We start from the raw sequence: 24459 nt of genomic DNA, 5'->3' as shown, positions 1-24459 counted from the left end.
CTCGTGACGACGAAGCACACCCCTTCGCGACGGGTCGTCGCGCTGGCCGCGGACGCGGTCGAGCTCGACGAGATCGCCGAGGCGCTGCGCGGTATGGCGCTCCGTGGCGACCGGGTGGTCCTCATGTGGCGCGACGGTGAGCCGAGCGCGCGGCTGCGGCAGTTCAAGGGACGTCGGCCGGTGCGGCCCGCCGTGCCCCGCCGCCCACGGGCGCTGCTGCGGGTCGCCCGTTCCGGGTCGCCCCGCCGGCTGCTCGCCGACCGGGGCACCCTCCTGGGTGCGCTCCGGCTCGACCCGCTGGCCCAGCGCGAGCTCGAGCAGGCCGACGCGCTGGTGGTCGTCGGCCCCGAAGCGGAGAAGGTCGCCGCCGAGGGCAGGGCCCCCGTGGCGGCACCGCCCCTGGTGACCGCGGAGGAGCTGAGCCGGTGGGCCGAGCTCGCCGGCACGTGGCGGGACGTGGAGTCCTGGCTCGACGACCCGGACACCCTCGGCCGCGAGGAGGGGCGGACGCTGCTCGACCGCGTCGAGCTGGTGGGCGGCCTCGAGCGGCCGGCCCGCCAGGAGGCCCTCGCCCGGCTCGTCGAGGTCCTCCTCGGCCGCAACGAGCACGCGCTCGCGCTGCGCGCCGCACACCTGCTGGAGGTCGACGGCGACGAGGACCCCGACCGGCTGGCCCTCTCCCGCGGGCTGCGGGCGCTCGCCGGCACCGCCGCCTCCGGAGAGGGTGACCCGGACCTGGGCGCCGCGGTCGCCGGGGTGGTCGCCTCGGCCGACCGTGCCCTGGAGGCGGACGACCTCGAGGCGGCTGCCGACCGGGCCACGCTGGCCCTGCGTCTGCTCTTCCACCGCGAGCTGCACGCCGACGCCCTCACCTCGCCGCTCGTCGAGGACCCTGACACCTTCCTGGCCGCCTGGCGCGGGTCCCGGGTCGGCAGCCTGCTGGCGTCACCCACCCCGCAGACCCCCCGGCTGGAGCGCGTCCGCGAGGGCGCGCGACGGCATACCGGAGCCCGGCCGCGGGTGGTGGTGGCGCCGGGCACCTTCCCGCAGTTCTCCCCTCCGGTCGTCGCGGCGCTGGAGGAGGTCGCCGACGTCACCGTCCTGCCGCTCAACGCCCGGCCGGAGCTGCGGTGGCTCGGGACCAGCCGCCCGCTGGTCGACCGGCGGCTCCGGCAGGCGGTCGGCGCTCCCGTCCCGCCCGACCTCGTGCTCCGGGAGGAGCTCGAGGCGGCGGACGCCCTCTTCGTCGACTGGGCCGACCGGGGGGCGCTGGAGACGGTGATGACCGCCCCGGAGGGGCTGCCGGTGACGGTGCGGATCCACAGCATGGACGCGCTGTCCCCCTGGATCCACCTCATCGACTGGAGCCGGGTCGGCGACCTCGTCCTCGTCAGCCCGCACCTGCGGACCCTGGTCGAGCGGCTGCTGGGCGACCGGCTGGCCACCACCCGCGTGCACGTCGTGCCCAACGTGCTGCAGCCGGAGCGCATCCCGACGCACAAGACCGAGGGGCACCGCCGTCGGCTGCTCGTGGTGGGCTGGGGGCAGCGTGTGAAGGACCCGCTCTTCGCGCTGGAGGTCCTGGCTGCGCTGCGGGCGCAGGACCCCGCGTGGCGGCTGTCCCTCGTCGGGGCGGACTTCCTGCTCCACCCCGTGGAGAGCACGCTGGCCTACGCCCGGGAGTTCTGGGCCCGCCTGGTCCGCGAGGACGTGCGGGACTCCGTGGACCTCGTGGCCTGGACCGACGACCTCGCCCCCCACCTCGCCGCGTCCGGCTTCATCCTCAGCACCAGCCGACGCGAGTCGTTCGGGCTGGGCCTGGTCGAGGGCGCCGCCTCCGGGGCCGTGCCGGTCGTGCGCGACTGGCCGGTCTTCGCCTCCCTGGGCGGGGCGCGGTCGCTCTTCCCGGAGGACTGGGTGGTGGACAGCGTCGAGGCGGCGGTGGCCCGGATCCACGGCCTGGCCGAGGAGCCCGCGTGGTCGCAGGCCTCGGCGGCGGCCCGCCAGGTCGTGCAGGAGCGTTTCGCGACCGGCACCACGCAGGAGAGCTTCCGGCGGATCGTGCTGGGCTAGCGTCCCGCCGCCCCCGACGCCCCCGCCGCGATCCGGGCGAGCACCTGCACCGCGGCGGTGACGTGGCCGACCGGGGAACGGTGCGCGAGGTCGAGCGTCGACATCGGCGAACCCTCCTCGACGATGCCCCAGACCGGACGGCCGCTGCCGAGGTAGTCGCTGAGCTTGGACGGCAGGTAGGGGTTGACCTGCAGGTCGGTGCCGCGCGTGACGGCGTCGTTGACGAGCAGCACGTCCATCCGGGTCGAGAGCGCGAGGAAGTCGAGGTAGCCGACGAACGGCCGGGTCCGCACCCACCGGCCCAGCCCGCGCTCGCGCACCTGGGCGTCGAGCTCCTTGCGCGACCCCGCGAAGACGTGCAGGACGAGCCGGTCCCGGAGCGCGTCGGGCAGGCCGCGCAGCGCGTCGAGCACGGTCTCCATGCCGCGCGAGGCGTAGAAGTTGCCGAAGTAGCCCAGGTGCACCCGGTCCGGCTCCAGCTCCAGCTCCGGGCTGGCCATGGCGTAGAACTCCCGCGGCAGCGTGGGGTGCGGGGAGACGGTGGCCCGCTCCAGGATCCGGGCGCGCAGCCGCTCGTCCGCGACCCTGGAGACCATCAGGTCACGCTGACGCTCGTTGGTGAAGACCAGCTCGTGGGCGAGGGCGTAGGGAAGCACCTCCACCCACTCGAAGGCGTTGTTGCTCGTCGGCGGCTCGAACCCCGCAGCCCGCACGCCCTCGGCGAGGCGGCGCAGCAGCACGCCCTCACCGGCGGCCGAGCGCCGCGTCGCCCCGGTGACGTCCAGCGAGAGCGGGTCGGAGAACTCCGCGGTCCACCGCAGGTCGGGCCGCTGCAGGACCAGGCGGGCCGCCAGCAGGTGGCTCGCGACGAACTGCGCCCGGCTGTAGACGCGCTCGTAGCCCTCTCCCTCGCGGTCCCACGCCAGCGCCTGCTGCAGCCCCAGCTCGACGAACCGCGACATCGCGCCCCAGGAGGCGAAGTGGCTGCGCGAGGGCACCTCGTGCCGCCGGACGACGAGGTCGCCGGCGATCCGTTCCAGGCCGGGATCGGTCCGACGCAGCGACCCGAGGGCGTTCTGCAGCACGTCGACCGGGCGTCCGTGCTCGCGCACCCGCTTGGCCGCCACGATCGCGGACGTGTCGACGTAGGGCGGGTAGCAGTAGGCGACCACGAGGTCGCGCGCGACGCCGGGCGCGGGGACGGTGGTGGACATCGCGGCCACTCTAGCCCTGGGCTCGCGGGCGCGTCTGGGAGACTGCGCCCCATGGCGAGCGAGCGGTATGTCGCGGTCGGGGCCCGCGTGGACGACCCCGCGGTCCCGGCCCTGCTCGGTCTCGCGGTGCGGTATGGCGTGCCCGTCCGGGCTGCGGCGCTGCGACCCCCGGCCGACGAGGTGGTGCAGTGGCACCGCCTCACGGCGCCGGTGACGACGTCGAGCGTGGTGGGAGGCCTGGTGCAGAGCCTGGCGCGCCGGGTGCTGCGCGGGACGTCGGCCGAGCTGGGCGACGCGCTCGAGGGGTCGACGTGGCTGGAGGACGCCCTGGCGCAGCCGGCGCCGGACGGCGCGGGCCCGACCTGCCTCGTGGCGACCGACGACGACGCCGCCCAGGCGCTGGCCCGCTGGCGGGCGCGGCGCGGTGCGACGGTGCCGGTGCTGACCTGGGACAAGGCCGCAGAGCGGATCGCCGAGGACGTCGCGACGAGGCGGGTGCAGGGGGAGCCGTCGGCCCCCGCACCCAGGACCGTCCGGGCACCGACGAGCCCCGGCGCCATGCACCGGGTCGTCGTCGCGGTGGGGGACGCCGCGGGGTCGGCGCCACGCTGGCTGCCGTCCGGCACGGCCCCCGCCCTGCGCGCGCGGGTGGAGGTGCTGGCCCCCGGCGCGCCGGTGCCGGACGACGCGGAGGTGCTCGTGCTCGACGGGCTCGGGCCGGTCGTCGCGCAGCTGCCCGGGCTGCCCGAGCGCGTGCGGGTCGTCCATCTGCCGCGGCCGCAGGACCGGTCCAGCCCCTGGCGTCACCTGCTCGACCGCCCCGGGCTCGTCGTCGGCCCGGCCGCCGCGCCGTCGCCGGAGGAGCTCGCCGCGCTCGTGCTGGGCGAGGAGGCTGCCACCCTGGTGCGTCTCGGCCGCGAGCGACGCGACGAGGAGGCGCTGCGGCTCGTCGGTGAGCTGCTCGACGCCCCCGACCCGGTGCTCTTGCGCGAGATGGCCTACCTGACCCGCGTCACCGGGTCGCTCAGCCTGGAGCGCCGGGTGCTGGAGGCGCGGGGCCTGCCGACCGACCGCGTCGACGACCGCCTCCGCGAGACGGACCCCGGCTGGCTGCCCGCGCTGCCGTCCACGCCCGTCGACCCGGTGCCCGGCCGGGTGCTGCACCTGCTCAAGACGACCCTCCCGCAGCGCCAGGCGGGCTACAGCGTCCGGGGGCACCACACGCTGCGGGCCCTGGTCGAGGCAGGCGTCGACGTGGTGGCGCTCGCGGTGCCCGAGCGCGCGGACGAGCCCGCGGACGAGCCGGTGCCGGGTGTCCTGGAGGAGGTCGTCGTCGACGGCGTCCGCCACCTGCTGCCGCCGCCCGTGGTGGCGGCGACGGGCACGGCATACCTCGAGGCGGCGGCAGCCGCGGTGCTCGACCTCGTGGCGCGCGAGCGCCCGGCCGTCCTTCACGTCCACTCCGGGCACCGCGGCTACGACCTCGGCGTGGTCGGGGCGGCGGTCGCGGCCGCGACCGGGCTGCCGTGGGTCTACGAGGTCAGGGGGCTCTTCGAGTCCACGTGGACGCAGGACCAGGTGCGGGCGGAGCGCGGGGAGACGTTCGAGCGGCGGATGGCGCGCGAGGCCGACCTCGCCACGCGGGCGGACGCGACCGTGACCCTGGCCGGCACGATGCGCGACGACCTCGTCGGCCGCGGCGTCCCGGCCGGACGCGTGCACGTCGTGCCCAACGCGGTCGACCCCGACCGGCTCGCCCCCGTCCCGCGGGACGACGCGCTCGCGCGGCGCCACGACGCGGTGGGCCGCTTCACCTTCGGCTACGTCAGCAACCTCGACCACGCCCGCGAGCAGGTCGAGGACCTCGTGCGCGCGGCGGTGCTGCTGCAGGCCCGGGGGCGCCCCACGCTGTGCCTGGTCGTCGGGACGGGCACCGGGGAGGCGGACCTGCGCGCGCTGACCACCGAGCTCGGCGCGGACGGCGTCGTCACCTTCACCGGGCGGGTGCCGCACGAGGAGGTGGCCGCCTCCTACGCGCTGCTCGACGTCCTCGTCGTCCCCCGCAGCGACGAGCGGGCGGCGCGCCTGGTCACCCCGCTCAAGCCGTTCGAGGCGATGGCGATGGGGCTACCGGTCGTGGTCTCCGCCCAGCCCGCGCTGCTGGAGGTGATCGGCGACGGCGAGCGGGGCTGGTCCTACCCGGCTGGCGACGCGGCGGCGCTCGCCGACCTGCTCGAGCGGCTCGCCGAGGACCCCGACGGCCGGGCCACCGTGGCGGCGCGCGCCCGGGAGTGGGTGGTCCGCGAGCGCACCTGGGCCCGCAACGCCGCCCGCTACACCGAGCTCTACCGCTCCCTCACCACCCCCGGCGCCGGGGTAGCGTGACGCCGTGCAGATCCGCGTGACGCCCCAGAAGGTCCTCCTCGCCGGAGCCGCCCTCGGCGCCGCCGCCTGCGTGCTCGCCGTCGTCGGCGCGCTGCTCGGCTGGTGGTGGCTCGTCGCGCTGGTGACGACCGCGCTGCTCACGGCGGTGCTCCTGGTCGCGCTCGACGCTCACAACCGGGTGCGCGCGCTGCGGGCGACCCTGCGCACCGAGCTCGACGCCCAGCGGGGCGCGGGCCGCGCGGCTCCCACCACGGACGACGTCGTCGGCACCGTCCGCGCCCTCCAGGCCCAGTACACCGGCCGCCTCGACCGCCTCCAGGACAGCGTGGACGCGGCGCTGCGCCGGCTCGAGGACCGTGGCTGAGCCCGTCGCCACCCGCGCGGGCGTGACCCGCGACACCGCGCGCAACCAGATCCTGCTCGACCACCCCGACGCGCTGGCGGTCACCGCGTTGCGCACCCGGTCGCTGCACGCCCGGGAGGTGCTCGTCGAGGCCGCCTGGCCCGGTCACTCGGCCGAGGAGGTGGACGCCTGGGCGCAGGAGGTATGCCGTGCCGGCGCGCCCGGGCGGGCCGCCCTGCCCGACGGCGCCGACGCCTTCCACCTCGGCCAGCTGGCCCGGGTGCTGGCCCTGCAGACCCCCGACCCGGCCGACGTCGCGCGTGGGCGCGCGATCCTCGAGGCGCTGGCCCGGGCCGGACGGCTGGACGACCTGCACCCGCAGGCGGTCCTGGTGCTTCTGCACCTGCGCTGCCTCGAGGGCGACGGGGCCGGCTGCGCGGAGCTGCTCGACCACCCGTCGGTCCCCGCCGACGTGGCCGCCGCGGTGCGCGCCGACCTGGCGCGGCCCGACGGCGGGGCGGCCTGGTTGGCCCTCGTCGACGCTGCGCTCCACTCGGAGGCCCTCGCGCCGCTGCGCCTGGACCCGACGCTCGGGGGCACCGCCTTCGACCGGCTCACGACCGACCCGCTCCCGCGCGCCGACCACGACGGCGACCCGCTCGTCACCGTCGCCGTCAGCGCCTACCGCCCCGGCCCACCGCTCCTGACCGCCGTGCGCTCGCTGCTGGCCCAGACCTGGCAGCACCTCGAGATCCTCGTCGTCGACGACGCGTCGGGCCCGGAGGCCGAGGCCTGGCTGCAGCGCGCCGAGGCGCTCGACCCCCGCGTCCGGGTGATCCGCCAGCGCACCAACGGTGGCACCTACCGGGCCCGCAACACCGCGCTCGCCCAGGCCCGCGGGACCTACTTCACCACGCTCGACTCCGACGACTGGCTGCACCCGCAGTCCGTCGCCACGCTCGTGGCGCAGCTCGAGGACGACCCGACGCTGCTGGCCGCGCGCGGGCTCGGCGCGCGCGTCGACGAGGGGCTGGGTCTGGTCCGGCTGGGCTACCGGCACCGGGCGGTCGCCGCGCCGACGCTCCTCTTCCGGGTCGCCCGGGTGCTGGGCCGCGTCGGCTTCCTCGACCCCACCCGCAAGGGCGCCGACACCGAGTACGCCCGACGGATCGAGGCGGCCTTCGGTGCCGGGTCGGTCGTGACCGTCGACGAGTGCCTGCTGCTGCTGCGGTCGGGCCAGACGCTGTCCTCCGACGAGTTCTCCAGGATGTGGCGGCACGGCGCCCGCCACCAGTACAAGGGCCTCTACACGCCCTGGCACGAGGAGATCGCCGCGGGCGCCACGCCATACCTGGACCCGGAGGGCCCGCGCGCCTTCCCCGAGCCGCGCCGCTGGCGCAAGGCGCACGACCCCGGGCCGCCGCCGCCCGCCCACCTCGACCTCGTCCTGGGCGGTGACTGGCGCCGCTACGGCGGGCCGCAGCGCTCGATGATCGAGGAGCTGCGCGCCGCGCGCGAGGCGGGGCTGCGCGTGGGCATCCTGCACCTGGAGGCGCTGCGCTTCGCGACGACCAAGGACCTGCCGCTGTGCGCGCCGGTCGTCGACCTGGTGCGGCGCGGCGAGGTCGAGTGGGTCCAGCTGGACGACGACGTCGAGGTGGACGTGCTCATGGTGCGCTACCCGCTCGTGCTGCAGCACCCGCCGAGCGTGCCGTCCGGTCGGGCTCTCCGCCCGCGGCACCTGCTGGTCATGGCCAACCAGGCGCCGCTGGAGCCGGACGGCACCGACCAGCGCTACGTCGTCGCCGACGTCACCGCGCGGGCCCGCGAGCTGTTCGGCACCGAGCCCGTCTGGGTGCCGCAGGGACCGGTGCTGCGCCAGGTGCTCCTCCAGCAGGACCCCGGCCTGGCCCTCACCCCGTGGGACAACCCGGGGCTCATCGACGTCGACGAGTGGCACGTGCGCGACGACCGGCCGCCCGGTGCCGGCGGTGCCCCGGTGGTCGTCGGGCGCTACTCACGCGACCACCCGCTGAAGTTCCCGCCGACGCACGCGGACCTGCTGGCGGCCTACGACATCGGCCCCGGCTACGTGGTGCGCCTGATGGGCGCGCGGGCGACCTGGAAGAGGTTGTGCCGGGAGGCCGGCCTGCGGGAGGACACCCGGCCCCCGCGCGAGTGGGAGATGCTGCGCGTCGGCTCCGTGGACCCCCGCGAGCTCCTCGCCGGCCTGGACGTCTTCCTCTACCAGGACCATCCCGGCCGGCACGAGGCGTTCGGCCGCGTGCTGCTCGAGGCGGCGGCCTCCGGCGTCCTCGTGGTCGCGCACCCCAAGCACCGGCCGGTCTTCGGCGACGTGCTCGACTACGCCCTGCCCGAGGAGTCTCGCGCGGTCATCGAGTCCTACGTGCGCGACCCCGCGAGGTATGCCGCGCGCGTCGCCCAGGTGCAGGACCTGGTCCGCGAGCGCTACGGCCACGCCTCGTTCGTCGCCCGGCTGCGCCAGCTCGGGGTCAGCGACGGGGCAGGTGGGGCAGCAGCCGGTCGCTGAAGGGCAGCGCGACCCGGCGCACCCCCTGGACCAGCTCCCACGTCCGCGAGCCGGTGCCGGGTAGGTCGCCCAGCCAGAGGACGGCGTCGGCGGGCAGCGCGGCGTCGAGCGCGGAGGAGACGGGCAGCCGGTCCTCGGTCCCCTCGCCCCAGGTGGTGCGCAGCGCCGCCGCAGCCGCGGCGCGGCGGGCGTCGCCGGCCCGGCCACCGTCCGCGTCCTCCCGCAGACCGACCACGCGGTGCTGCACCCCTGCCTCGCGGGCGCGCTCGGACGCGGCGATGACGTCTGCGGCCGCCGCGTCGTCGGCCGTGCGGTCCCACCAGGTGATCGCACCTCCGGCGCTGGCGACGAGGTGCGGCAGCAGCTCGGCTCCCGCCCGGGACGCGGTGAGCCCCAGCCAGGCCGGTCCGCGGTGGCTCAGGATCCGGGTGTGCCGGGCCAGCCGGTCCGCACCGGTCGTCGGGTCCTCCACGTGGCGGGGCAGGGCGAGCGAGGGCAGGTCGACGAGCTGGTCGAGCTCGGTGAGCGTCGGTCCCGCCCCCTCCACGGCGAGCACCTCGTCGGGGCTGAGCGGGAGGGTGTCGCCCACGAGCAGCCGGGCGTGGGACACCAGCCCGGGGCTGTCCGCGGGCAGGTGGGCCCCCAGCGCGGACAGCGGGTCCGTCATGACCAGGGTGCGACGGCGGTCGCCCACCACCACGACATAGCGACCCACCAGCCCCGCGCCCGCCGCCACGACCGCGTCGAGGCCGCGCCCACGATCGTCCGCCAGCAGCTGGGGGCCCTGGGTCCCGCCGACGAGCAGGTCGTGCAGCACCCTGGCGACGACCTGCGGCCCGTCCAGCTCGTGGCGCAGCCAGGCCGGCTCGCCCAGGACCAGCACCCAGCCCGAACCGTCGCCGGCGAAGGCGTGGGGCAGCCGGGGATGGTGGCGCAGCACCATCCCGGCACCGGAGGTCCGGCCGAAGGCTCCCTGCGGCAGGGTGAGCCGTCCCCAGCCGGCCGGCACCCGGGTGCCGTGCGCACCCGGGGGCAGCACGGCATACCCCTGCGCGAAGGCGAGCCGGGAGGTCTCGGCGGCGCGCTCGCGTCGCCCGACGACGGCGTCCAGGCGCCGGGTCGCCCGGCCGGGCAGGAGCCCCGTCACGGAGCGGGCGAGCGAGGCCGGGGCCGCCGGGGTGCGGGGCAGGCGCGCTGCGGGGACGTCCTCCAGCACGCGCGCGAGCAGCATCTTGCTCTCCCGCTGCGGGTAGGGCAGCGCCAGCATCGTCTCGAGCAGCACGCGGTCGTTGAACGGGGCGAGCACGCGGTGCCCGAGGTCGCCGTCGAGGAACTTCTGCCAGCCCCAGCGCCCCATCCGCTGCTCCCAGTAGAAGACGTCGTGGTGGTCGTAGCCGTGGAGGCGGGCCGGCTGCATCTCGGCGTGCTCGAGGTAACCGGTGTACATGCGGCCGGCCAGGTCCTCGAGCCCCTCGGCGGCGTGCATCATCATCCGCGCGAGCCGCAGCGGGGAGAGGGGCTCGTCGGTCCGGCGGCGCAGGAAGGCCGTCCCCGTCTCGGCGCCGTTGGACTGCAGCTGCACGAGGTCGCGCGGCAGGTCGGCCCACATCGCGTGCGCGGCCCCGCGGGAGGGCACGAGCGGGGCGTAGGTGCGGCGGTGCAGCAGGTCGAAGGCCCCGCCCTCCGGCGGCTGGCGCCACCGCAGCACCCGGTGCGGGATGCCGAGCTGCGCGGCCACCGCGCTCGCGCCGGTGACGTCGGCCATGGCCGCGGCGCCGTTGCGCGCGTCGCGCGGGTTGACGTAGGTGAAGGCGAGGCCGCCCCCCGCGCGCACCTGCTCGTGAGCCAGCGCCGCCGTCACGCGGCTGTCACCGCCGGCGGTGAGGCTGAGGGCGGGGACGCCGAGCCCGGCGAGGAGCCGGACGTGCGCGGCGAGGCGCTCGCGGAAACGCTGGTAGACCGCCTCGGTGTCCGTCCGCTCCTCGCGGTCCTGCCACGGCCAGAACCGCCGGTGTTCCACGTGCAACGTCGCGGGGTCGATGCGCAGGAGGCAGTTGGGGACCAGCGGCAGCAGGCCCTCGTAGGGCGTCCGCAGGCCGGGCAGGTAGGTCACGGCCCCGCGGCGCCGCTCGCGGAGCTCGGCCAGCAGGGTCAGCGCGTCCTCGTCGACCGGCAGGTCGAGGGCGGCGGCCGCGAGGGCGGGCGTGCTGGCCAGGGCCAGGTGCCCGCCCGCGGTGGCGTAGAACACGGGTTGGGTGGCGTGGGCGTCGGGGACGACGAGCAGCTCGCCGTGGCGACGGGCGGCCAGGAGGGTCCACCGTCCGCCCAGCCCCGCGGCCTCGCGGACGAGCGCGTCGTCGTCCTGGAGGTCCCAGGTCGCGCAGAGCCGGGTGGCGACCCGGGCGGCGTCGCTGATCCCGGCGTCCACGTCGACGGGGTGGCCCAGGAGCACCACGACGCCGTTCACCCCGGCGGCGTGCCTCACCACGGTGCGGGGGTGGGAGCGCAGGGTGAGCCCGGGCAGGATGTCGTCGTGCGCGGACCAGCCGGTGACGTCCGCGGGCCACGGGCGCGCGGGGACGCCCGGGCGGGCCGCGGTCAGCAGGTAGCCGTGGGCGTGGGCGCCGTCCAGCACGGCGGACATCTTGCTCACAGCCCCAGGTGCCGCGCCAGCACGGCGGCGATGCGAGGACCGGCCTGGCCGTCCCACAGCGGCGGGACGGGGGTGGTGCCCGGCGCGGCGCGGCCGGCCGACAGCACCTCGGCCATCACGGCGGGCAGCTGGGCCCGGGTGACGAGGCGGTTGGTGCCGTGCGTGATCGTCACCGGGCGCTCGGTGCTGGGCCGCAGCGTCAGGCAGGGCACGCCCATGACGGTGGTCTCCTCCTGCACGCCGCCGGAGTCGGTCACGACCCCGACCGACCCCTGGACCAGGGCCAGGAACTCCAGGTAGCCGAGCGGCTCTGCGGCGAGGACCCGCTCGTGGTCCAGGAGCCCGGCCGCCTGGAGGCGCTCGCGGCCCCGGGGATGCAGGGGTATGACGATGCGCACCTGGTCCGCGACGCCGTGGACCGCGGCGACCAGCTCGGCGACGTCGGCCGGGTCGTCGACGTTGCCCGGCCGGTGCAGGGTGGCGACGACGTAGGGCTCCTCGGGGGGCAGGCCCACGAGCGTCCGCGCCGAGTCGACGTCGAGCTCGTCGAGGTGACGCAGCAGGGTGTCGATCATCGGGTTGCCGACGAGGTGGATCCGGTCGGGGTCGACGCCCTCGTTGCCCAGGTGTGCGATGGCGTCGGGGCTGGTGACCAGGAGCAGGTCGGCGAGCCGGTCGGTGACCAGCCGGTTGATCTCCTCGGGCATGGTCAGGTCGAAGCTGCGCAGGCCGGCCTCCACGTGGGCCAGCGGGATCTGCAGCTTGGCCGCGACGAGGGCGGCCGCCACCGTGGAGTTGACGTCGCCGTAGACGACGACGAGGTCCGGCCGCCGCTCGAGGACGAGCTCCTCGAGGCCCACCATGATCGCGGCGGTCTGCGCGCCGTGCGGGCCCGACCCGACGCCCAGGTTGACGTCCGGGGCGGGCAGCCCCAGCTGCCGGAAGAAGACCTCGCTCATCCGCTCGTCGTAGTGCTGCCCGGTGTGGACGAGCAGCTGGCGGACCGGCAGGTCGGCGAGCGCGGCGAGGACGGGCGCGGCCTTCGGGAAGTTGGGGCGGGCGCCGGTGACGTGCATCACCAGGGGCTGGACGTGCTCGGTCATCCCGGTCACCGGTCCTCCTCGACGAGCCGGACGTCCAGGTCCGCGGGGAGGCGGCCGGCGAGGGCGCGCAGCACCGCGAGGTCGAGGGGGTCGAGGCCGTCGGCGCCCGCCCGCGCCAGGTGCAGCACCTGGTAGTGCTCCACGATGCCCGCGACCCGCCGGCCCACGTGCTCCAGCCAGTGCGCCGGGTCGGCCGACCCGCCCGGCATCGCGGCCCAGTCCTCCCGCGGCGTGACGAGCTCGACGACGAACCCGTGGCTGCGCGCCGCCCCCAGCACGGGGCGGTCGAGGATCAGGAGCGGCTTGAACGACCGCTCCTGCGCCTGCAGGTCGGCGACGGTCTGCAGGAGCGTCTGCGCCTGCTCGTCGGTGAGCCCCAGACCGAGCACGGCGACGACCGGCAGGAAGACGACGTCCCGCCCCGCGAGCCGCCGCCCGGGGTGCAGCGCGACCGGTCGGACGCCGAGGGTGGTCTCCGGCACGAAGACCCGCCAGAACAGGTCGGTCAGCGTGGCGTTGCGGCGCACCCGGTGCAGCGCCCGGTCCACCGCCGGGACCAGGCCGGGCGTGCGGCGCGCGAGCCGCGCGACCTGCTGCTGGCGACGGCGCACCGCCGGTGAGGGAGACGTCATACCAGGCCTCCTGCCTCGAGCACCGCACGGGCGGCGTCGCCGGCCCCGTTGCCGGGGTCGGCCTCCTGGGCGGCCCGGGCGAGCTGCTCGCCGTCCTCGAGGAGGCTGGTCACCAGCGCGTCCGCACCCCCGTCGGTGAGGGTGCGGGTGCTCAGCGCCCAGCCCTGGGCGGCCGCGTGCTCGGCGCGCGCCACCTGGTCGTCGAGCGAGGTGTGGTCGTTGGGCACGAAGAGGGTGGGCACGCCGAGCCGGAGCGTCTCGTGGAAGGAGTTGTAGCCGGCCGCCGCGACCGCGCAGTCGAAGGCGGCGAAGTGCTCGGACAGCGGGAAGTGGCTCACCACGTGCAGGTCGTCGTGGCGCACGGCGCGCTCGGCGATCGCGGGCACCGTCACGCACACGCCGACGCCCTGCCGTCGCAGGGCCGCCGCGGCGGCGCCCACCTCGTCGGTGGTGTCGTTGATGTTGCCGGCGCCCAGCGAGACGAGCGCCAGCGGGCCGTCGGGCGGCAGCCCCAGCGCCTCGCGCGCCTGCGCCCGGGTGCTCGTCGCGCCGCGGTCGACCAGCGTGACCGGGTCGACCCGGACGGCGTCGGTCGCAGCAGCGGTCGCGCCCCGGTCCGCGGCCGCGGACAGGTCACCCGGCTCGACGACGGCGTCGAACCAGGCGGCCTTGGCCAGCTGGTCGACGTTGCGCCCCGGCTTCCACATGCCGCGCCGCGACCACACCGAGCGCGTGCCGGGATGGCTGCGCAGCGCGACGTCCAGCCCGCGGTAGGGGTGGGTGCCGTCGAAGACGAGCGCCGCCGGAGCGACGCGGGACAGGACCTCGGCGACGCGGTCGGCGAAGAGCGAGCGCCAGGTGGCCGGGCGCAGGCCCGTCGACCCCTGGCTGGGCAGGTACTCCCAGGTCACGCCCTCGGCCGCGACGACGGGCGCGGCCTGGGACAGGGACACGACGTGGACGCGCACCCCCTCCATCCGCCGTCCGTAGGCCAGCAGGCGCGTCAGGTGCCCCATGCCCGCGCCGTTGCTCGAGAGCAGGAGGACGGTGGGCGGCTCGGACATGGTGCCGATAATCGCACGACCGGCCCGCCTCGGCGGGTCGGGGCGGCGTGCCTGCTCGGTATGATGCCGGGGCGCTCGCGCGGAAGCGGGGGTCGGACGACGGAGGAGAGACGACTGTGGCTGCTGATGCCGTGATCCTTGGGCTGGGCTACGTGGGGCTGCCGCTGGCGCAGGAGGGGACCCGGGCCGGGATGCGGGTCCTGGGGTATGACGTGAACGCCGGGGTGGTGGAGGCGTTGAACGCGGGTCGCAGCCATGTGGACGACCTGTCGGACGCGGACATCGCGCAGATGCGCGCGGGCGGGTTCGAGGCCACGACGGAGGAGTCGCGGATCGCGGAGGCGGACGTGGCGGTGATCTGCGTGCCGACGCCGTTGTCGGAGGACGGGGGTCCGGACCTGCGTGCGGTGGAGTCGGCGGTGGGTGCGGTGGCGCGCAACCTGCGGCCGGGGATGCTGGTGATCCTGGAGTCGACGACCTACCCGGGCACGACGGACGAGGTGGTGCGTCCGGCGCTGGAGGCCGGTGGGCTGGTCGCGGGGCGGGACTTCCATCTGGCGTTCTCCCCGGAGCGGATCGACCCGGGCAACGAGCGGTTCGGGGCGAAGAACACCCCGAAGGTCGTGGGTGGGCACACGCCGGCGTGCACCGAGGCGGCGGCGGCGTTCTACGGGCGGTTCGTGGACACGGTGGTGCGGGCGCGGGGGACCCGGGAGGCGGAGACGGCCAAGCTGCTGGAGAACACCTACCGGCACATCAACATCGCGCTGGTCAACGAGATGGCGAAGTTCTGCCACGAGCTGGGGATCGACCTGTGGGACGTGATCGAGGCGGCCAGCTCCAAGCCGTTCGGTTTCCAGGCGTTCTACCCGGGGCCGGGTGTGGGTGGGCACTGCATCCCGATCGACCCGAACTACCTGTCGCACAACGTGCGGGCCCGGCTCGGTTACCCGTTCCGGTTCGTGGAGCTGGCGCAGGAGATCAACACGAGCATGCCGGCCTACGTGGTGTCGCGGGCGCAGGACCTGCTCAACGAGGCGGGCAAGCCGTTAAAGGGGTCGACGGTGCTGCTGCTGGGGGTGACGTACAAGCCGAACATCGCCGACCAGCGTGAGTCCCCGGCGGTGCCGCTGGCGCGGCAGCTGATGGCCAAGGGTGCCGTGGTGGCCTACCACGACCCGCACGTGGAGGCCTGGCGCGCGGTGCCGGAGGCGTCCCGGGTGGACGACCCGGGCGCGGCGGTCGCGGAGGCGGACCTGACGATCCTGGTGCAGAACCACCGCGACTACGACCTGGACGCCCTCGCCGGCGCGGCCCAGCTCTTCTTCGACACCCGTGGCAAGACCACCCAGGGCGGACGGACCCACCGGCTGTGACCGAGCTGGGCCCTGACCCGCTCCGCCTGCCGGACGCGCTGTCCGACGCCGCGGCGGAGGCGCTCGCGCGTCGTCACGGGCTTCAGCAGGCCTCGGTCCGGCCCGGTCTCGTCGGCTACGCGCGCGAGCTCTGGTCCTACCGCGGCCTGATGTGGGCCCTGGCGCGCGGCGAGTTCGTCACGGCCCACCGCGACAACTACCTGGGTCTGCTCTGGTCGGTCCTCACCCCGTTGCTGCTCGGCGCCTCCTACTACCTCGTCTTCGGGCTGCTGCTGGGCACCTCGCGGGGCATCGAGCACTTCATCACCTTCCTCACCTCCGGGCTCTTCACCTACTCCCTGTTCGCCGTGTCGCTCACGAGCGGCTCCAAGGCGCTGCTCAACAAGCGCGGGATGATGCGCTCGCTGCAGTTCCCGCGGGTGATGCTGCCGATCGTGACGGTGCTGGCCGCCTTCGTCGGACAGCTGCCCGCCTTCGGGGTGCTGCTCGTCCTGGCCTTCTGGGAGCAGGGCTGGACCCTTCCCTGGACGGTGCTCCTGCTGCCGGTCGCGCTGCTCATCGTCACTACGATGGGTCTGGGCCTGGCCATGCTCACCTCCCGGCTGGTCCACGCGGTCCGCGACCTGGCGAACCTCATGCCCCTCGTCGTGCGCCTGCTGCGGTACGTCTCCGGCGTCTTCTTCTCCGTCGAGCTGCAGCTGGAGCGCATCGGCGACGCACCGGCATGGGTCGCGGCCACGCTGACCTACCAGCCGGCGGCCGTGTCGCTCACGATGGTCCGTGAGACGGTGATGACCACCGAGGAGCTCGACCCGACAACCTGGCTCGTCAGCGTGGGCTGGGCGGTCCTCTTCCTCGTGGTCGGGTTCGTGGTGTTCTGGCGCGGGGAGGGCAGCTATGGACGTGCCTGAGGGGGACCGGGTCCCCTCGGTCATCGCCTCCCACCTGGACATCACCTACCGCGTCTACGGCAGCGGCACGGGCTCGGACGCCGGGGGTCCGGGGGACCGCCAGGTCGACAACCTCGACGAGGAGAGCCTGATGCGCCGGCTGCTCGCGCGTGGGCTCGGCACTGTCGGTCGTCGCGAGGTCCAGGCGGTGCGTGACGTGTCGTTCGTGGCCTACCGGGGCGAGTCGATCGGCATCGTCGGGGCCAACGGCTCGGGCAAGTCCACGCTGCTCCGCACCATCGCGGGCCTGGTGCCGCCGACCTCGGGGCGGCTCTGGCTCGGCGGCCGCGCCTCGCTGCTCGGTGTCAACGCCGTCCTCATGCCCAAGCTGTCCGGCCGCGACAACATCTGGATCGGTGCGCAGGCCCTGGGCCTGAGCCCCGCGCAGGTGCGCGCCGCGTTCGACGACATCGTCGAGTTCGCCGACATCGGCGACTTCCTCGACCTGCCCATGTCCACCTACTCCTCCGGTATGGGGTCGCGGCTCCGCTTCGCCATCTCCACCGCGATCACACCGGACATCCTCGTGGTGGACGAAGCGCTCTCCACCGGTGACGCCCATTTCCGGGCGCGCGCGACCGAGCGGATCACGGCGATCCGGGAGAACGCCGGCACCGTCTTCGTGGTGAGCCACAACGACAGCACCATCAAGAAGATGTGCGACCGAGCCCTCTGGATGGACAACGGCAAGCTGCTCGCAGACGGTGAACCGACCCCGGTGCTCGGGCTCTACGGGCGCAAGTACGGTAAGCACCGCGCTGTCTGGCGCCAGCGTTTCGACGAGGCTCACCGCATCGCGGACGCCGAGGGGGCTGAGGCTGCGGCTGAGTACCTCCGACGCTGGGACAAGAACGCGAGCTGGGAGTGAGCCGGGCGCTGGTCGTCACGGTGGTCCACCACCCGGACGACGCTCGCATCAGGCACCGGCAGATCCCGGCCCTGCTCGACCAGGGGTGGCAGGTGACCTACGCGGCTCCGTGGACCGGCTACGGCCTCGACCCGGCATCCGGCCACGTCGAGGGGCTGCGCACCCTCGACGTCCGGCGGTCCCTGGGCCGGGACCGGCTGGGCGCACAGGCGTCCGCCCGCGCCCTGCTCCGTGAGCACGGGCCCGATCACGACGTCGTCCTCCTCCACGACCCCGAGCTGGTGCCCACCACGCTCGGGCTGACGCTGCCGCCGGTGGTGTGGGACGTGCACGAGGACACCGCGGCCGCCATCGCGGTGCGCCCCTGGGTCCCGGACGCACTCCGTCCCCTCCTCTCGAGCGCCATGAGCGCCGTCGAGCGGCTCGCTGAGCGGCGGATGCCCCTGCTGCTCGCCGACGCGCGCTACGCGGAGCGGTTCCGGCTGCCGCACCCGGTGGTGCCCAACACGACCCTTGTCCCCGCCGCCCCCCGGCCCGCCGGCACCGTGGGCGAGGACGGCGTCCAGCGCGTCGTCTACCTCGGCTCGGTGACGATGGAGCGCGGCGCGGCGGAGCTGGTCGAGATCGGCCGCCGGCTCACCGCGGCGACCGACGGTGGCGCGCGCCTCGAGGTGCTCGGGACGGCGCACGGCGAGGCCAAGCCGCTGCTGCGGGCGGCGCAGGATCAGGGTGCCCTGGTGTGGCACGGCTTCGTGCCCAACCCCGAGGCGCTCGCCCGCGTCGAGGGGGCTCTGGCCGGGTTGTCGCCGCTGCACGAGGAGCAGAACTTCCTGCCCAGCATGCCCACGAAGGTCGTCGAGTACCTCGCCCACGCGGTCCCCGTCATCTCCACACCGCTGCCGGTGGCCGCGGACGTCGTGGAGCGCAGCGGGGGCGGGGTCCTCGTGCCCTACCGGGACGTCGACCAGACGGTGGCGCAGCTCCTCCGCTGGTACGCAGACCCCGCCGAGGCCGCCGAGCTCGGTCGGCGCGGTCACGCCTTCGCCCGTGCGGAGCTGGACTGGCGCGTCCACGCGGATGCCTTCGTCGAGGTGATGGAGGGCTTCGCCGCGAGCTAGGTGGGCAGAACAGCTAGGTTCTCAGAACGGGGGAGGGTCATCGTTCCGCCGTGCTGTCTGGCGCGTCTGCTCCGGGGTGGCTGTGTCGTCCTCCCCGGTCAGGATCGTCTCGACCCCCTGAGGCGTCCGGCGTGGCCGGGTGACCCAGATCCAGCCAGCCAGCTCTCCGCCATGGTCGCCGGTCCCCGGTGCGTCGTCCTCACCGGCCAGCGCTGCTCCGGGCTCACGGTGGGCGAGCGCGGCATACAGGGCCTGGTTCAGCACGTCGCGGCGGTCGTCGAGATCGACCCGCTGGGAGGGATGCACCTCGGAGGGTGAGCTGTCGTCCACCGGTGCACGGAGGTCGAGGTACTGCCGGTAGTCGTGCGCCCGTGTCCGCGCCCGCTGTCCGAGCAGCGTGGTCCAGGTCAGATCCCGACGTTCGTTGACCGTGACGATCCAGCGCCTGTCGGTCTTGCGCTGGTGCGCTGTCTTGCCCAGACCGACCAGGTTGGGCTCGGCCGTGTCCCCGCGCGGGGTGCCCCAGGGGACGACGTGGTCGAGCTCCAGGTGCGCGCCCGGTTGTCGGGAGCCAGGGGCCCTGCAGTAGACGTCGGCGGCCAGCACCTGTCGGCGCATCGCCGCATCCGGACGGTAGGTGCTGATGCTGCGCTCGACCAGCCGCCCGTCCGCAGGGTCGGTCAGCAGGCGCACCAGGGTGGCACCCGGCGTCAGGACCAGCTCCCGCGCGTGCCCAGGAGTGGTGAAGGCGGGGAACCGGCCGAGGATCTCGGCCACCCCACCCCGCAAGCGCGAGCCCGCTCCCGGATCAGTCTCGTCGGATGCAGTCACGTCGGATGCAGTCTCGTCGGATGCACTCTCGTCGGATGCCGTTGCGGACGCGTACGCGGACGCGGTTGCGGTTGCGGTTGCGGATGGTGGTGCGGCCTCGTCCTTCTCGCCGCACGGGGGACAGGCCGGTCGCCCTGTCAGCACGTCCCATGGCACCACCACCTGCACCTGGACCTGCGGCTGGGCGTTGACGATGCGGGCGATCTGCGCCAGGTCCGCGGTGGAGAGCTCGTGGTCAGGGTCCGGGTTGGCCGGCTCCTCGTCACTCTGTCCAGGCAGCGGCAGCAGGCCGTGGATCAGCAGCGCCCCTGCTACGTCGACCCGCAGCTGGTCGAGAGTGCGAGGGTCGCCCTGCTTGCGCAGGGATCTCGCCACGGCCTCGATGCGGGCGTGCACGGCGGTCATCATCAGCAGCGGGCCGGTGACCGTCAGCGTCCCCGTGCCGTCGTCATGGACGCTGAGGCCGGCGCGCCGGGCTGCATAGGCCGCCCGACGGCGCTCACGCTCCGCCTTCACGTCCTGCCCCTCGACGCGGGTGGCCTCGCGCTCGAGGGCAGCCCGGTAGGTCGCGTGCGCCCATGGCTCGTCCCGCGGGTTGCCGTCAGGGTCGAGTCGCTCCTTCGCCATGAGCGCGGGGTCGGTCCCGAAGAGGGACTGTGCGACCAGCAGCGCGGACTCGGCCGGCAGTTTCGCGCAGCGGGTCCAGAAGCATCGCACCTGGAACCAGGACACCCAGCCGCGGTCGAGCGCACCGAGGATCAGCTCGCGGACCTGCTCCGGTGCGCACGCCACGCCGACGAGCTGCTGGGCCTCCATCGCCCCCAGGCCAAGACGGACCTCGACCTCGGCGCGAGCCAGCCGTTTCGCTTCGGCCCGCCACTTCTTGCGCTGTCCCTCACTGAGCTCGGTGACGTCGGCGAAGCCCTTCTCCGCCAGCAGCACCCGCCCGGTCAGGGACACCACGAGGATCGCGGCCTCGAGCAGGCGCGCATCGACCCCCGAGCGCGTCGCCGACAGCACCGCCATCGCGTGCAGCACGCCCGCCGGCACCGGCCCTCGTGTGTCTGGTTCTGCTTCTGCTGTCGCTGCCACGGCCCCTCCCCAGGTCGAACAGGTGATCTAAAAGCGACCTTACCCCAGGCGGTGCTATACGAACAGAGTTATCAACAGCGTGTCGTCAACGGGTGACGAAGCCGCAGTCAGGAGAGCCCGATCGGGGACAGGATCCACGGCAGGGAGGCCCTCGGACGAGGACGCACCGCGTGCTGGGATGGTGACACGATCCCGGGCAGGCAGCCCCTCGGACCAGGCCGCGCCGGGCAGCCCCTCAGACCAGGCCGCGCCGGGCCAGGACCTCGTCGTAGATCTCGTCGACGAACGTGGTGATCCGGGCCCAGTCGCGCTCGGCCACCACCCACTCGCGGGCAGCCTGGCCGAGGACCCGACGCTGGGCCGGGTCGTCGACGAGCTCGCCCAGCACGGCCGCCAGGCTCTCGGCGTCACCCTTGCGGAAGAGCCGCCCGGTCCGCCCGTCCTCGACGATCTCGGCCAGCGCAGCGACGTCCGAGGCGACGACCGCCTTGCCCATCGACATCGACTCGAACGGCTTGATCGGTGAGATGAGCTCGCACACCGGCAGCGGCAGCCGCGGGAACGGCGCCACGTCGACGAGCGAGAGGTGCTTCGTGACCTCGGCGTGGGGAACGCGCCCGGTGAAGGTGACGATGTCGAGCACTCCGCCCGCCACGGCGGCCTCACGGACGACACGCTCGTAGGGCCCGTCGCCCACCACGTGGACGCGGAAGTCGTCCGCGGCCCGCGCCGCCCGCAGCTTCGACACCGCGGTCATCAGCAGGTCGACGCCCTCGTAGTCGACCAGCCCGCCGACGTAGCCGATCACGGTCTTGCCCTCGTAGCCGTAGCGCGCCTCGAGCTCGGGGTCGCGCTCCATCGGCAGGAACTGGTGCGTGTGGACCCCGTTGGGGACCACGTGCGCCCGCTCCTCCGCCACACCACGGGCCACCATCTCCTCGCGCAGCGCCTTGGTGATGATCAGGGCGCCGTCCGCCTCGGCTGCCACCTGGGTCTCGACCAGCCGCAGGAACGCCTCGCGCTCGGACCCCTCGAAGTCCGGGTCCCGCGAGACCTTCATCAGTTCCTCGAGCCCGCGCATCTCGTAGAGGAACGGTATGCCGAGCCGGCGCGCGGCGGTGAGCCCCGCCATACCGGCCACGTAGAAGCTCGACGCGTGGATCAGCGCCGCCCGCTGCGCCCTGGCCAGCCGCTCGACACCGTCCGCGGTCTCGCCGACGTAGTCCGCGAGCGGGTGCTGCGGGTAGCGCCGGCGCTGGTCGAGCAGGCGGTGGTAGCGGATGCCGTCGACGAGGTCGCTCTCCGGCACGGTGCGTGTGCTGCCGGACCAGCGGTCGTAGGGGAAGCCGAGCCGGGTCACGGCCTCGATGTGGCGTCCGCGCGCAGCGAGCCCGGTGAGTATGCCGTGCGTGCGGGTGGCGTAGCCCCCCGAGGTGTGCGGCATCGACTGGGACAGGACGGCCAGCGCCGAGCGGGGCTCCACCTCGTAGGCGGGGGCGCCCGCGTCGGTGGGGAACTGCCAGCCGGCGCGGATGATCCGGATCTGGTCGTGCGCGGCGGTGAACGTCTCCTGCGCGGTCCGCGAACGCGGGGTGGCAGCGAGGGCGCGGGCCGCGAGCATGGCGGCCGGCGTCGCGTGGCCGGCGCGCAGGGCGCGGGTCGCCGCGTCGACCACGTCGCGGGTGGGGAAGGTGCCCGAGGCCTGGGGCCCGACGCGCTGGCTCCCGGGGGTGACGCACACGAAGTCCGCCGCCTCCTGCCACGCCCGCTCCCGGGTCAGGGCGCGGGTGACGACGGCGACCGGGTGCGTGCGGGTCGTCAGCACCCGCTCCGTCAGCTCGGCGAACCGTGCCGGGTCGGTGGCGTGGGCGGTGACCAGGGCGTCCTCGTCGAGCAGCTCCTCAGCCGCCTCGACCCCGAGGCGGTCCTCGCCTGCGGCCTCCCGGACGGTCGCGGCATACCGCTCGAGCAGCGCCCGCGGCGCGTGCCTCAGCTCGGCCTGCGCGAGCTCCACCTCCTGCCGGGAGGTCGGGGGGGTGGTGGCCATGAGCTCGAGCGCGGCCGCCGTGTCCTCGACGAACCCGGTGCGGGCGGCGAGCTTCTTGCGCTCCAGGAGCGCGTCGACGCCGTGCCCCTCGACCTCGAGGGCGCGGGCGGCGAGCTCGTTGGCCCGCGCCGTCTCGCCGAGCTGCTCGTGGGCGCGCGCGGCGACGAGCCAGGCCTGCGGCGGCGGGTCGGCCGCCAGCACCGGCGCCAGCAGCACCAGCGCGGCCCGGGGGTCGGGCTCGACGAGCCGCGCCGCCCGACGCACCCGGGTCGCCGTCACGAACTCCGTCCACTGCCGGGGACCGGTGTGGGCCGGGAGCCTGGAGGCCAGGCCGGCGGCGAGGCGCTCGACCTGCTTGCGACCCCGGCTGTTGATGGAAGGCATCGGAAAGGATCTCCCTGCTAGACGGACACGAGCTCGCGCGGGTCGCCGTAGGTGACCACGCGTCCGGCCCCGGTCATGAACACCAGGTCGTCGACCTTCCAGGTGTGGCTGAGCCGGTCGTCGCCGCGGATGCTCACGAAGTTGTAGCGGTCTGCGGAGTAGGTCTGGACGCCCGCGGCCATCGCCCGGTTGAGGAAGTCGGAGTCGACCGCGCGCGGGATGTCGCTGAACCGGATGTCCAGCGCCACGTCGCGCGTCGCCACGATGGACCCGCCCTGGACGAGGCGGTGGTAGGTGTTCTCGTACTTCTCGAAGCGCAGCACCACCGCGCCGGACGAGCGCAGCCACACGTAGTGCGCCCACTTGCCGGTGATCCCGGCGGACGTCGACGCGAACGCGTCGACCAGGTCGCCGAGGAAGTGCCCGCCGTAGAAGTTGTCGTCGTCCATCTTGGCCACGTAGGCACCGCCGGCGACGTCGATGCCGAGGTTGAGGATGGCGCCGAGCGTCTGGTCGGAGGTGGCCGGCACCACCGTCACCTCCCCGACCCCGAGCTCGGCCGCGCGCGCCCGCAGGTCGGCGGCGTCGACGTCGATGCCGTGGGCGACGACGATGAGCTCGACGTCGACCCGCTCCTGCCGCGCGACGTTGGCGAGCACGTTGTCCAGCTCGTGCGGCCGGTTGGTCGGGACCACGACCGACACGGTCCGTGGGGACGGAGAAAGGGACGGGGACATGGCGGGTGCCGCACCCGCCGCCTCGAGCAGGCTGCGGGCCCGGTCGGTGAAGGTGTGGCCGGCGAGCACCGCGCGGAGCCCCTGCTGGGTGGCGCGGTCGCGGTACTCGGCCTGGTTGGCCAGGACCGAGGCGGTGCGGCGGATCTCGTGCGGCTCGGCCACGGCCACGACGGCACGCAGCTCCTCGGGCAGCCCGGCGGCGCGTTCCGGGGTCGTCACCACGGCGGTCCTGCTAGCCAGCGCGTCGAGCACCGGCCAGGTCGCTGCGGGCGCGCGCCGACCCACGTCCGCGAGCACGGCATACTGCGACGAGAGCGCCTGCGTCGACGAGGGCGCGCCGTCGTCCGCGAGGTCCCAGTCGTGGGCGACGAGCCCGACGGCCGACAGGCTCTCGGTCAGGTCGGTCGTGTCGTTCGCCGTCCCTGCCCGGTATGCCGTCCCGCCCGTGCTCTCGTGCCGCACCAGGACCGCCCCGGGACGTTCCTCGCCGGGCGCGCGGTCCGGGGACTGGGTGCGCACGGCGGTGGCGGGCGGCAGCGTGAGGACCCGGTCGAAGCCGTCGACCTCGGCGGCGGGAGGCTCGGCGCCGGTCACCCAGGCGACGCTGGGCACGCCCAGCGCGGAGGCCACGGCGGCCAGGTCGGCGGGCGAGGTGCCCGAGGACCAGCCGGCCACCTGGGCCCCGTCGACCTCGACGACCAGCAGGGCGTGCTCCGGGGTCAGCGCGGTGCGCCAGCGGTCCTCGGGCAGGTCGGTCTGGGGCCACTCCTGGCCCAGCCCGTCACGGACGTGGGTGGAGCCGGCCACCGCGACCGGCGCGTCGGTGAGCGGGACGCGACGGGTGCGACGCGCGGCGTCGAGCTTGCGCAGCACGACCTCGGTGGCGTCGGGCTCCTCCGGGGGTGCCTCGGTCACGGGGGCCGGGCGGAGCACGGCGGTCCGAAGTCTGGAGAGCATGGTGGAGTTCCTCGTGACGGCGTGACGGAGGTGGACGGGTGGGTTCACCGGGAGGCCGGACCGCCCCACGATAACGTCCGG

General features: G+C 74.9%; 16 protein-coding genes. 8 read left to right on the top strand and 8 right to left on the bottom strand.

Features of this window, described 5'->3' with window-relative positions; all coding sequences use genetic code 11:
• The first annotated feature begins 3 nt into the window (after positions 1-3).
• Complete coding sequence (locus IEV65_RS10400; RefSeq protein WP_188430516.1) at positions 4-2073, top strand: glycosyltransferase; 2070 nt, start codon at positions 4-6, stop codon at positions 2071-2073.
• On the opposite strand, the gene IEV65_RS10395 is transcribed toward IEV65_RS10400, so the two are convergent.
• Positions 2070-3287, bottom strand: a complete 1218-nt coding sequence (locus IEV65_RS10395; RefSeq protein WP_188430514.1) for a glycosyltransferase family protein — start codon at positions 3285-3287, stop codon at positions 2070-2072. The two genes, IEV65_RS10400 and IEV65_RS10395, sit on opposite strands and share 4 nt — an antisense overlap.
• 51 nt (positions 3288-3338) lie before the next feature.
• Between IEV65_RS10395 and IEV65_RS10390 the strand changes: the two genes are divergently transcribed.
• From IEV65_RS10390 to IEV65_RS10380, 3 genes are read left to right on the top strand one after another with little or no spacing between them, the layout of a single operon-like run.
• Positions 3339-5672 (top strand): glycosyltransferase, encoded by a 2334-nt coding sequence (locus IEV65_RS10390; RefSeq protein WP_188430512.1) that lies wholly within the window; start codon positions 3339-3341, stop codon positions 5670-5672.
• A gap of 4 nt (positions 5673-5676) precedes the next feature.
• Complete coding sequence (locus tag IEV65_RS10385; RefSeq protein ID WP_188430510.1) at positions 5677-6036, top strand: hypothetical protein; 360 nt, start codon at positions 5677-5679, stop codon at positions 6034-6036.
• Positions 6029-8566 (top strand): glycosyltransferase, encoded by a 2538-nt coding sequence (locus IEV65_RS10380; RefSeq protein ID WP_188430508.1) that lies wholly within the window; start codon positions 6029-6031, stop codon positions 8564-8566. The genes IEV65_RS10385 and IEV65_RS10380 overlap by 8 nt, the downstream gene beginning before the upstream one ends.
• Here the strand turns inward: IEV65_RS10380 and IEV65_RS10375 are convergent.
• Genes IEV65_RS10375 through IEV65_RS10360 form a run of 4 tightly spaced genes read right to left on the bottom strand, consistent with a single transcriptional unit; the run spans position 8529 to position 14018 of the window.
• On the bottom strand, positions 8529-11219 hold the full coding sequence (locus tag IEV65_RS10375) for a hypothetical protein (protein ID WP_188430506.1): 2691 nt from the start codon (positions 11217-11219) through the stop codon (positions 8529-8531). The genes IEV65_RS10380 and IEV65_RS10375 overlap by 38 nt on opposite strands.
• On the bottom strand, positions 11216-12322 hold the full coding sequence (gene wecB / locus IEV65_RS10370) for a non-hydrolyzing UDP-N-acetylglucosamine 2-epimerase (protein WP_229735215.1): 1107 nt from the start codon (positions 12320-12322) through the stop codon (positions 11216-11218). The genes IEV65_RS10375 and wecB overlap by 4 nt, the downstream gene beginning before the upstream one ends.
• A gap of 5 nt (positions 12323-12327) precedes the next feature.
• The gene (locus tag IEV65_RS10365) at positions 12328-12954 is read right to left on the bottom strand and encodes a hypothetical protein (RefSeq protein ID WP_188430504.1); all 627 of its coding nucleotides are present in this window, start codon (positions 12952-12954) and stop codon (positions 12328-12330) included.
• The gene (locus tag IEV65_RS10360) at positions 12951-14018 is read right to left on the bottom strand and encodes a glycosyltransferase (RefSeq protein ID WP_188430502.1); all 1068 of its coding nucleotides are present in this window, start codon (positions 14016-14018) and stop codon (positions 12951-12953) included. The genes IEV65_RS10365 and IEV65_RS10360 overlap by 4 nt, the downstream gene beginning before the upstream one ends.
• 116 nt (positions 14019-14134) lie before the next feature.
• Between IEV65_RS10360 and IEV65_RS10355 the strand changes: the two genes are divergently transcribed.
• The 4 genes from IEV65_RS10355 to IEV65_RS10340 are packed head-to-tail and all read left to right on the top strand — an operon-like array spanning position 14135 to position 18330.
• Entirely contained in the window at positions 14135-15394 is a 1260-nt protein-coding gene (locus IEV65_RS10355) for a nucleotide sugar dehydrogenase (protein ID WP_188430500.1), read from the top strand.
• Positions 15391-16305 carry an ABC transporter permease gene (locus IEV65_RS10350; protein WP_188430498.1) on the top strand — a complete coding sequence of 305 codons (915 nt, stop codon included), beginning with the start codon at positions 15391-15393 and terminating at the stop codon, positions 16303-16305. The genes IEV65_RS10355 and IEV65_RS10350 overlap by 4 nt, the downstream gene beginning before the upstream one ends.
• Positions 16292-17212 carry an ABC transporter ATP-binding protein gene (locus IEV65_RS10345; protein WP_188430496.1) on the top strand — a complete coding sequence of 307 codons (921 nt, stop codon included), beginning with the start codon at positions 16292-16294 and terminating at the stop codon, positions 17210-17212. Before IEV65_RS10350 ends, IEV65_RS10345 begins: the two co-directional genes overlap by 14 nt.
• Complete coding sequence (locus IEV65_RS10340; RefSeq protein WP_188430494.1) at positions 17209-18330, top strand: glycosyltransferase; 1122 nt, start codon at positions 17209-17211, stop codon at positions 18328-18330. Before IEV65_RS10345 ends, IEV65_RS10340 begins: the two co-directional genes overlap by 4 nt.
• Positions 18331-18351: 21 nt before the next feature.
• Here IEV65_RS10340 and IEV65_RS10335 read toward each other — a convergent pair whose 3' ends face one another.
• The 3 genes from IEV65_RS10335 to IEV65_RS10325 all read right to left on the bottom strand — a co-directional run bounded on the left by IEV65_RS10335 (position 18352) and on the right by IEV65_RS10325 (position 24378).
• Positions 18352-20211, bottom strand: coding sequence for an HNH endonuclease signature motif containing protein (locus IEV65_RS10335; RefSeq protein ID WP_188430491.1), 1860 nt, complete (start codon positions 20209-20211; stop codon positions 18352-18354).
• A gap of 277 nt (positions 20212-20488) precedes the next feature.
• Positions 20489-22684, bottom strand: coding sequence for a glycosyltransferase family 4 protein (locus tag IEV65_RS10330; RefSeq protein ID WP_188430489.1), 2196 nt, complete (start codon positions 22682-22684; stop codon positions 20489-20491).
• A 17-nt stretch (positions 22685-22701) separates the two neighbouring features.
• Positions 22702-24378 carry a glycosyltransferase gene (locus IEV65_RS10325; RefSeq protein ID WP_188430487.1) on the bottom strand — a complete coding sequence of 559 codons (1677 nt, stop codon included), beginning with the start codon at positions 24376-24378 and terminating at the stop codon, positions 22702-22704.
• Positions 24379-24459: the final 81 nt, after the last annotated feature.

This window comes from Ornithinimicrobium tianjinense (assembly GCF_014636495.1).
GTDB classification, from domain to species: Bacteria; Actinomycetota; Actinomycetes; order Actinomycetales; family Dermatophilaceae; genus Ornithinicoccus; species Ornithinicoccus tianjinensis.
The sequence above is the reverse complement of the archived record's forward strand: the minus strand, read 5'-3'. Positions and strand labels throughout refer to the sequence as shown.

Coding starts and splice junctions, on each gene's coding strand:
- IEV65_RS10395 (WP_188430514.1), bottom strand. CDS start 3,287: ATGTCCACCACCGTCCCCGCGCCCGGCGTCGCGCGCGACCTCGTGGTC.
- IEV65_RS10390 (WP_188430512.1), top strand. CDS start 3,339: ATGGCGAGCGAGCGGTATGTCGCGGTCGGGGCCCGCGTGGACGACCCC.
- wecB (WP_229735215.1), bottom strand. CDS start 12,322: ATGACCGAGCACGTCCAGCCCCTGGTGATGCACGTCACCGGCGCCCGC.
- IEV65_RS10365 (WP_188430504.1), bottom strand. CDS start 12,954: ATGACGTCTCCCTCACCGGCGGTGCGCCGTCGCCAGCAGCAGGTCGCG.
- IEV65_RS10360 (WP_188430502.1), bottom strand. CDS start 14,018: ATGTCCGAGCCGCCCACCGTCCTCCTGCTCTCGAGCAACGGCGCGGGC.
- IEV65_RS10345 (WP_188430496.1), top strand. CDS start 16,292: ATGGACGTGCCTGAGGGGGACCGGGTCCCCTCGGTCATCGCCTCCCAC.
- IEV65_RS10330 (WP_188430489.1), bottom strand. CDS start 22,684: ATGCCTTCCATCAACAGCCGGGGTCGCAAGCAGGTCGAGCGCCTCGCC.
- IEV65_RS10325 (WP_188430487.1), bottom strand. CDS start 24,378: ATGCTCTCCAGACTTCGGACCGCCGTGCTCCGCCCGGCCCCCGTGACC.